The sequence below is a fragment of the Nostoc cf. edaphicum LEGE 07299 genome (assembly GCF_015207245.1).
Lineage (GTDB): Bacteria > Cyanobacteriota > Cyanobacteriia > Cyanobacteriales > Nostocaceae > Nostoc > Nostoc edaphicum_B.
In genome coordinates this window covers 1-9,030 of sequence record NZ_JADEXF010000077.1, presented here as the reverse complement: position 1 = coordinate 9,030, position 9,030 = coordinate 1, and the positions used below count along the sequence as shown (strand labels likewise).

Below are 9,030 nucleotides of genomic sequence, written 5' to 3'. Positions count from 1 at the left end.
TTGGGATTGAGTCAAAAAACCTTTAGCAGGCATAACATCACGCTTTTACTTGAATCTATCTAATTTAGCATTTATGCAACTTAGATGTGGAACAGCTTAGTTTGGAATAGCATAATGTTTTTTGATGTAGGCGTGCAAAATAATCACGTAAACGTGTATTTTTACCTTCTAAGTAAGTAGTGGTAAAATTTACAAGTATATGATTGCGAGTAAAACGGAGTGTAAGGTTCGCGGAGCGTCTCCTAGAGAAGCAATCACAAGGACTGTGACGATTTTACATTTTATTACATAGTTAGATTAATTCCTGCGTACCTACTTACTCTGGTCATATATGTTTTACTGACGAGACGATCTTCTGGGTTAATAAAACTGAGGTAAACTTTCCACCCATCACATAAAAATAGCACTGTAAACTGCAAAAAATGTCCTATAAAGGTTTAAATGTTTCAGCACTATGATCTCCTAAAACCCAAGTTAGAATTACAAAAACTTTCTACTCATTAAGAGTGATTTAGCAACAAAGTTAACTAACCCTTTTATCAAGGAAATCATGAATAACATTAAATTATTTAATCAAGTTAAACGCAGATTTTTCAATCGGATTGCTGTTAAAACGCTGTTATTTACAATAACGCTATTATTTACAATAGTTTTATTAAATCATAGCACTAGTGGAGTAACTGTTGTCCCTCAAAGCCTGCGTCCTAATATCAAGGTTAGCAAAATTATTAATACATTATCAGTCTCTCCTTCTGTGCGGATTGCAAAAGATCCACGAAACAATACTCTCTATTACCTAAAGCGAAATGGTGAGATTTATCAAGTTAATTTAGGCTCTTCTACTAAAACACGTGTTTACAACTCTAGTAATCATAATTTAAGTGAAACTCAAGGTATGGCCATCGGCCCTAACGGCACAATTTATTTAGTTGGCAATGCAGACCTTGTGAATAACCAAACTCAAGCAATTATTGCTAAAGGTGTAATTAATTCGAGTACAAGACAGCGTATCTGGTCTATCTTAGCTAAGAGTGAAGCCTATCCCAAAAGCAAAACAGCTTATGACCATCGATTCAACGGCGTAGTTGTTAGCCCGGATGGTAACTTTATCTATGTGAATAGCGGTTCTCGTACCGATCATGGTGAGGTTCAGTCTGCTGATGGCCTATATCCCAATACTCGCGAAGTCGGATTAACCGCCTGTATACTCCGTCTTCCTAGTAATGGTAACAATCTCTTTCTGGCAAACAATCGAGCAACTTTAAAGACATCTGGCTATATTTTTGCAGAAGGAGTACGTAATACTTTCGATATGGCTTTTGCACCCAATGGGGATTTATTTGGCACAGAAAATGGGCCAGATCGCGATATGTCAGAAGAGTTAAATTGGCTACGTTTAGGTGGTAATTACGGCTTTCCTTGGCGTATTGGTGGAACAGATAATCCACAACAATTTCCCAATTATAATCCTGCCACTGACCGATTGTTAAGCCCTCAATTTAACGCCGTCCAAAGGGGCTACTATCGTAACGATCCCACCTTTCCTATTCGGCCTACTGGAAATTTGATTGAACCAATTCCTAATCTTGGCCCGGACGCAGACAATTACCGCGATCCTGTAGATGGAAAAATCAAAGATGCTAGTGTTCTTGGGCAACCTTTGAGTACTTTTACAACACACCGTTCTCCTTTAGGCTTAGTTTTTGATACACAAGGAGTAATGAGTCCAGAATTCAAGAGAGATGGATTTATGTTGAGTTGGACAGCAGGCGATCCCACTGGCGAAACACTAGTAGGCCCTTTTAAAGATGCTAGCCAAGACCTACTACATTTAAAGTTAACTAAAGTAAGAAATACCAACTATAAACTTAATGCTACGCGCCTTGTCATAGGTTTTAGTAATCCCATTGATGCTGAGATTATTAGCAATAAGATTTATGTTCTGGAATATGGTGGAAATCAAGGAATTTGGGAAGTTTCTATGCCTACCAAGTAAAACAAATTGGGTATTTCTGCATTACTTAATCGAAATTAGACACTCAAGCTATCCCGATTGAAATAAGCTCGTACTCCTGTGTAACGCTTTCTTGCACCCCTCGTTCTGGTATGGGAAACGTTTTTTCACAGCTTGATAATGCTATAGTAGTATAGGGAATCCAGCAAGATTTCCCTAAATTTACAGCATTTGAATGTACAATAGACACTCAAATGGCTGAATAGTTGGAGAGGTGTCCGAGCGGTTCATGGTGACGCACTCGAAATGCGTTTTGGGGAAACCCAACGGGGGTTCGAATCCCCCCCTCTCCGTTCAAAAAATTACTGAAAATTTACTACAATGTGGCTGAAATTTGCCTACCTTTAGCAAGGGTCTTGAGCAACTTGTCTGTTTATTTGCAAGTGAGATATAATTATCGCTCAATATTTACGTAGTCAAATATTTACCAAAAACACTAAAATATACACCGCCAACACAGATTTTATAGATTTTTGGGATAAACTAATGCCATCGTGTGAGGAGTGAACGATGGTAGATCGCAGCTTGGGGCGAGTATTCTCATTTAGTCTGATCAGCATTTCTTTATATCTGGGTATTAGTATAGGAGTCATTATCCGGCTTGGTCAATCACAGCGATTAAACGCTGCTACTATGCCTACTAAGCCTGTCCAATTTCCATTAGCTATTCCTGAATTTACGCCATCAAAAACACAACAACAAACCTTCCCAGATACTATTACTATCAAAGCTGTTGGAGATATTATTCCCGGCACTAATTTCCCTAACTATAGATTACCCCGTTTTCGAGATCAATTATTACCAAAGTCAGTGAGAACTCACTTGCAAGGATCTGATATCTTGTTTGGGAATTTTGAAAGTAGCCTAACTAATTATCCCTATACTGCCAAAGATATTAGTCGAGGACAAGTCTTTGCTTTTCGCTCTCCACCTGCATACGCCCAGCTTTTTGCTGAGGCTGGTTTTAATGTGTTCAATATGGCAAATAACCATGCTATGGACTTTGGCCCGGTAGGGTTTAAAGATACAATGAAAAATCTTCAGGCTGTAGGCATTGCAACATTAGGTCATAAAAATCAAATTCTTTATTTAGAAGCTAACAATATCCCTGTGGCAATGATCGGATTTTCTCCTTATGAAATGTATAACTCCATCCATAATTTAGGAGCAGCTAAAGCACTCGTGGCAGAAGCCAAAAAGAAAGCCAATATTGTAGTAGTATCAATGCACGCTGGAGCGGAAGGAACGGGGGCACTACACGTTAAGAATCAAACAGAGTTTTTTTATGGAGAAAATCGAGGTAATGCGATCGCGTTTGCTCGAAACATGATTGATGCCGGAGCAGACTTAGTACTAGGACATGGCCCTCACGTTCCCAGAGCGATGGAAATTTATAAGGGAAAAATCATTGCCTATTCTTTAGGAAACTTTTTGGGATATCGGACTTTATCTACAAATGCCCAAACAGGTGACTCAATGATTTTAGAAGTCAAACTCAACTCAGCAGGAGATTTGGTATCTAGTAAAATCATTCCCGTTCGGATGGATCGGCAGGGAATTCCTCATATCGATCGGAGTTTTCAAACTGTAAAGCTTATGCGTTATTTGAATAATCAAGCTTTTCCCAAGAATCCGGTGAAGATTAATAAGAAGGGGGAAGTTGTTGTACAGAAGAAGCTTAATCCTTCCTAAAATAATTCGTAATTCGTAATTCGTAATTCGTAATTAGTTAATAGGAGCCAGCGTGGTTGTGGACTTACCACGCTGCTTTACCAAAATCCAAAATTGACTAGTTATTGTCACCTTGTGGCTTTTCCTCGAACTTTTGAATATTCTGGGATTGACTATTAGTCGGTGAATTTTGCTTTTCGAGTGTTGGTACTACCACAGCAGAAGGATCTGATTGTTTGGATTCTGTTAGTGGTGCTGGTGGTATAAGTAGAGGTTTTGACGGACTCACGGGTTGAGGAGAAGTAGGATTTTGACTAGAAGCGGGTAAGTTATTTTGTGGGAATGGCAATGGTGCGGGGGAAGCATTCCGCTTATCTCGGAATGCCCGTAGTTTTTCTACTACCGACGGTGTGGGTGAAACGCTAGGTGAAGGTGTGGATTGTTCGGAATCACTGCGTTGCGATTCTCTTGTAGGGCTGCTGGTAGATTCTTCTTGGGAAGAACGACGATTGCGGCGACGTTGCTTGGAATTAGAGACCGGTACTTTTTCGCTTCTTGAAGTAGTGTTAGTCTCTTCACCTCTGGGTGAAAATGTACTATCAAAATTAGGTGCTTTCGCGCCTGATTCTTGAGTTGGCTTTTCAACAAGTGGCTTGACGGTTGGCTGCTGCTGAGATTTGGGTAATATACTGGCGATCCCAAAACCTGCTGTCGCAGCAACTAGGGCTACACCCATACCAATAAATACTTTAGATGACCCCAGCTTTTTAGCCAGTACAGTTTCCTTAGCCATGCCTGGGTTGGGTTGCGCCAACACAGATGGTCTATGAATAGAATTTTGGGCTGTTTTCCCAATTACAGTTGCTGCCTGCTGCGCAGATAAATTGACAGTTGGCACTGCGTAAGTGGGTAAAACTTGTGGTGTTCCATTCACCCCATTTCCAGGTAGCAATTGCAGCCACTCAGCAACTGTCGCTGGCCGAAAACGAGACTCTACTGCCATACCGCGCATTACCGCTTGGTTGACAGCAGCACTCAAGTGTGGTTGCAGTTCGCGGGGGGAAGGCATTTGTTCGCGATCGCGCAATAATGCTGGCATGGGAACTTGGGCTGTCAACAGTGCATACAAGGTTGCTGCTAAACCATAAACATCCGTGGCAGGTGTGCGCGCCGCTTGCGTCATATACTGCTCAATCGGAGAATAACCTTCAGAAACCAAACCTGTGTGAGTCTGCCTGACACCACCATTAAATTCCCTGGCAATGCCAAAATCAATTAGTATTACTTCCTGCGTTCCTTGACGAAGAATAATATTATCTGGTTTGACATCGCGGTGTAACAAGCCGTTGTTGTGTACTACCTGCAACGCTGCTCCAATTTGTCGGATGTAATGAATTGCTGTGGCTTCAGGCAAAGTTATCCCTGGTAATACAAATGCGTCTCCCAAGGTTTCGCCAGGAATGTATTCCATCACCATGTAAGGCAGTCCAGCTTCCACAAAAAAGTCACTAACTCGGACTATATTTGGGTGAATACACGTAGCTAATCGTCTGGCTTCATCTTGGAATTGGCGCTCGAATTTGGCAAAATCAGGATGTTGTCGCAGCCTTTCATTGATGGTTTTCATCACCACCTCATGACCCAAGTAGTGATGCCTAGCTTTAAAGGTAATGCCAAAGCCACCCCGCCCTATTTCTTGAATTAGGGTATATTTTCCATCCTGCAAAATTGTGCCTGCTAACATAAAGAGTCCTGAGTCCTGAGTGAGCAGATAAGTACCGAGTCCTGAGTTTTGAGGGATTTCCCAAAAATTTTCCCATATTTTTATCGGGCAGGGTTCTTGCCTGTCTATTTTACGGGATGTAGTTGTTGGAATTCCTGAAGTGAGAAAGACCTCCCCACGATCGCAACAGTTTTATCTTTCTCAGATGATAACGCGGGAGTACGGCAAGCTTAAAGCAGAAGACGGGCTAAGGCTATTTTTTCGGTTTTATAGAAAAGTAGGCTAAAGTTTAGTGTCAAAACAGAATTCAGGAGTCAGAATTCAGAATTCAGAATGTACAACTGGCAAATTTTGTGAAATTTCTGTTTAAACTCACTAGAATCTTGCTGAGTTTTGGATTTTAGAAGTCTCTGAAATCTAAAATCCAAAACTAAAATCCAAAATTCTTACAGTTGCCGCACTAATGGCTGACCATCTTTGACTTCACCAATTAAAACTAAATCGACACAGTTCACAAAGATACCATTTTCCAGAACGCCGGGAATGTTATTCAATGTCTTTTCTAGTCCGGCTGGATCTTCAATGGAGTCAAATCTGACATCTAAGACAAAGTTTCCTTGATCGGTGATTACTGGCCCAGCTTTTTTTACACCCATGCGAAGTTCTGGTTTACCACCGAGTTTTTTGATGGCATTGGTTACAGGGGTAATTGCCATTGGAATCACTTCCACGGGCACAGCAAAACTAGAACCTAAGCGGTCTACTAACTTGCCACTATCTACTACGACGATGAACTGTTCTGCTAGGTAGTCTACGACTTTTTCGCGGGTATGTGCTGCACCACCGCCTTTAATCAAATTCTTCTGCGGATCGACTTCATCTGCACCATCAATGGCAATATCGATGTGGTCAATAGCATCCAAGGTGGCAAGAGGAACACCGTACTGCTTTGCCAGCACTTCTGACTGAAACGAGGTAGGTATACCAATGATATCTTTGAGTTCGCCCGACTTGAGGCGATCGCCCAAAAACTGAATCGTATATGCTGTAGTTGACCCCGTACCCAACCCCACAATGGAACCCGATTTGACTAGGGCGGCGGCGGCTTTGCCAACTTCTTGCTTCATTAACTTGACGGGATCTGTTGTTGTCATTCCCAAAACTCCTGAAAAACTGACTATAGTCCATAGTAGTGGGCGGATAACGCCAAAACATCAAAGGTAAAAAACAAGTTTTTGCTGATTTCCACTCCTTTGATGATGAAAACCAGCTCGCGTATTACGTAGCTATGCAACATCGCCTAGCCCAAATTTGTCATTAATTAACTGAGATTAAGTTTTGCGTTAACCTCAGTAACGTAGTTTTTTTTTATTCACGTTAGCAGCTAAAAGTAGTTATTATGATACGTCAGCTTTCAATTACTCTCTCTTTAATGGCACTCTTACAAAGCTTGCCAGCAATTGCTCAAGTACCAGAATCTACTTCTGAAATACCAGCTGATTCCATTCAACAGGTAACTGCTGCCAAATGGATGACAAACTTTTCTGATGGCAAATTTTACCCAGAAAGGTTACTGAGTAGGGCAGAATTAGCGTCGATTATGGTGAAAGCATTTGGGCTAAATAAAAGAGAAGCTGTTAATAAAGAAAATTTAGCGATTCCAGATGTTCCTCGTTCTCATTGGGCATTTAATGATATACAGACAGTTTTAAAAACTGACATCATGAAAGGCTATCGGGGCAATGTATTTTTCCCTAACCAAAAGGTGACAAGGGCAGAAGCTCTGGCTATTTTCGCTCAGGCTTATGGTGTCTTTCAGTTTCCCGATGAGGCTGTGAATGAGATTTTGGCTTCATATCCAGATGCAAAGTCTATCCCAACATGGGCTAGAAAAGCGATCGCGACAGTAGCTACTGAGGGATTTCTGAATACAGATGCTCAAGGCAATATTTCTCCATTAAAACCCGTAACCCGTGGGGATATGGCTTATGTATTGAGTAAATATTTGCAACGACAACAGCAACAACCCGAAACACCAGAAGTTCCGATAATTCCAAATAGCCCACAATCTCCTTAGCTAGACTTTATCAAGCCAACGTACTCAAAATCAGTTTTGACCCGGATTTCTATACCTGTCTCGAAGTTGACGAAGATATACGGAATTAGACTGTGTTGGTTGTTGCAACACATTATTCCCATAATTAGTTTGTGGTAATTGCGTTGGTTGCTGCAAGCCATAATTTCCATAATTAGATTGTGGTAGTTGGGTCGGTTGCTGCAAGCCATAATTTCCATAATTAGTTTGTGGTAGTTGAGTCGGTTGCTGCAAGCCATAATTCCCATAGGTAGATTGTGGTGGTTGCATCGGCTGCTGCAAGCCATAATTCCCGTATCCCACGGGGTTTGTGGGTGTCACAACACTTTGACTAGGACTCTGGCTAGAGTAAGGTACAATATTACTTGGTGCTACATTAGGCACTACTTGACCGTTATTTAAATTAGTGTAGGTATTGTAGGGATTTTGCGGTAAGTTCGTACCCGTAGTTAACCCATTATTAGGCACTACTTGACCGTTATTTAAATTACTGTAGGGATTTTGTGTTAAGTTCGTACCCGTTGACGTGTTACCTGTCCCAGTAGTTAACCCAGTGTTTGGTAGAGAATTCTGACTGGTTAAGCTATTGATGGGTGGCATTAAGGTTGTTCCTGGAGTGGAGACTTGCCCTAAAGCATTTGTCTGAGTTGTAGTGCTACCATTGAAGCTAGACAATTTCTGGTTTGTCGATTGATTAAGCGCTGCTTGCAGAGGGTTGATAGAGAGAGAATTTTGATTCTTATTGGTTTGATTAGTGAATCCAACACCCAGGCTAGAAGATGTTTGATCTGCCCCTGTTGGTTCAGACGCCGTATTAAAGGTTTTAAGACCTAGAAACGGGTTATTACTATCAACTGTTCCAGTACGCAATAAATTGTCTGTTTGTTGGACAAAGGGATTTTTCGCGGTTGGGGAGGTGTCGCCGTTAACACCTAAACCAGGATTTAATTTGGTATTATTAGCAGACTTTTGTTTGTTGATAACATCATCTAATAAGCCTTTGCTCTTTTTTGCCTCAGTCTTATCTTCAGGCGCATTTGCGTTTAATGAGAGAGTTGCTTGCTCAAAGTCATTAAATAAAACTGGCAGGTTATCAATATCTGCTGCAATAGCTTTGTTTTCTTCTGACAGGGAGGAATCAGCAGACTTTTGTAAAACGACTGGTTTTTTTTGCTTATAAACGAAAATATCTGGGTTTGACCAGTATTCCCAGGTTGCTAGCCCAACTACAGATAAAAAAATCGCAGTTCCCCAAAAACCAGGCCGCCCTAGATTCCATAACCTGGCTTTGAGATAGCGTAAGTAGGCGGGAGGATAATGACGATGTGGCATGGGATTTGCTGGGTGAGATTTACTATAAATTGGTAAAATTCGACGGAAGAGGCATTGCTGTTTGATGTTTTTATTTGCCTGGGAAGGAAACGTCTCAACTAAAGTTCGATTGTGATTTCATCGTAACTTCTCAAGAAATTATTAGTCATTAGTAAGTCAAAAATTAACTAATGACTATTTTAAACTAAACGGTTT

General features: G+C 41.0%; 6 protein-coding genes, 1 tRNA gene and 1 pseudogene. 4 read left to right on the top strand and 4 right to left on the bottom strand.

Going from position 1 to position 9,030, the window contains the following annotated elements; translation table 11 throughout:
• Positions 1-317: 317 nt before the first annotated feature.
• Positions 318-481: pseudogene (locus IQ229_RS03920) on the bottom strand (IS1 family transposase); the annotation flags it as partial.
• A gap of 69 nt (positions 482-550) precedes the next feature.
• Between IQ229_RS03920 and IQ229_RS03915 the strand changes: the two are divergent.
• The 3 genes from IQ229_RS03915 (at position 551) to IQ229_RS03905 (ending at position 3,706) form a co-directional block, all read left to right on the top strand.
• Complete coding sequence (locus tag IQ229_RS03915; protein ID WP_194041456.1) at positions 551-1,996, top strand: PQQ-dependent sugar dehydrogenase; 1,446 nt, start codon at positions 551-553, stop codon at positions 1,994-1,996.
• Between the two features lie 226 nt (positions 1,997-2,222).
• Positions 2,223-2,307 (top strand) — tRNA-Ser (locus IQ229_RS03910).
• Between the two features lie 217 nt (positions 2,308-2,524).
• A complete protein-coding gene (locus tag IQ229_RS03905; protein ID WP_194041454.1) occupies positions 2,525-3,706 on the top strand; it encodes a CapA family protein in 1,182 nt (393 codons plus the stop codon).
• Positions 3,707-3,803: 97 nt separating this feature from the next.
• On the opposite strand, the gene IQ229_RS03900 is transcribed toward IQ229_RS03905, so the two are convergent.
• Both IQ229_RS03900 and rpiA read right to left on the bottom strand, forming a co-directional pair.
• Positions 3,804-5,429: a serine/threonine protein kinase gene (locus IQ229_RS03900; RefSeq protein WP_194041452.1), complete on the bottom strand. Its 1,626-nt coding sequence runs from the start codon at positions 5,427-5,429 to the stop codon at positions 3,804-3,806.
• A 425-nt stretch (positions 5,430-5,854) separates the two neighbouring features.
• Positions 5,855-6,562 carry a ribose-5-phosphate isomerase RpiA gene (gene rpiA / locus IQ229_RS03895; RefSeq protein WP_069070380.1) on the bottom strand — a complete coding sequence of 236 codons (708 nt, stop codon included), beginning with the start codon at positions 6,560-6,562 and terminating at the stop codon, positions 5,855-5,857.
• A gap of 245 nt (positions 6,563-6,807) precedes the next feature.
• Here rpiA and IQ229_RS03890 point away from each other — a divergent pair, with 245 nt between their 5' ends.
• The gene (locus tag IQ229_RS03890; RefSeq protein ID WP_194041450.1) at positions 6,808-7,485 is read left to right on the top strand and encodes an S-layer homology domain-containing protein; all 678 of its coding nucleotides are present in this window, start codon (positions 6,808-6,810) and stop codon (positions 7,483-7,485) included.
• Positions 7,486-7,515: 30 nt separating this feature from the next.
• Here the strand turns inward: IQ229_RS03890 and IQ229_RS03885 are convergent, their stop codons facing one another.
• Positions 7,516-8,835: a hypothetical protein gene (locus tag IQ229_RS03885; RefSeq protein WP_194041448.1), complete on the bottom strand. Its 1,320-nt coding sequence runs from the start codon at positions 8,833-8,835 to the stop codon at positions 7,516-7,518.
• Positions 8,836-9,030: the final 195 nt, after the last annotated feature.

Bases quoted from the DNA above. Each gene is read 5' to 3' on its own strand.
- IQ229_RS03885 (WP_194041448.1), bottom strand. From the start codon at position 8,835: ATGCCACATCGTCATTATCCTCCCGCCTACTTACGCTATCTCAAAGCC.
- IQ229_RS03905 (WP_194041454.1), top strand. From the start codon at position 2,525: ATGGTAGATCGCAGCTTGGGGCGAGTATTCTCATTTAGTCTGATCAGC.
- rpiA (WP_069070380.1), bottom strand. From the start codon at position 6,562: ATGACAACAACAGATCCCGTCAAGTTAATGAAGCAAGAAGTTGGCAAA.
- IQ229_RS03900 (WP_194041452.1), bottom strand. From the start codon at position 5,429: ATGTTAGCAGGCACAATTTTGCAGGATGGAAAATATACCCTAATTCAA.
- IQ229_RS03915 (WP_194041456.1), top strand. From the start codon at position 551: ATGAATAACATTAAATTATTTAATCAAGTTAAACGCAGATTTTTCAAT.
- IQ229_RS03890 (WP_194041450.1), top strand. From the start codon at position 6,808: ATGATACGTCAGCTTTCAATTACTCTCTCTTTAATGGCACTCTTACAA.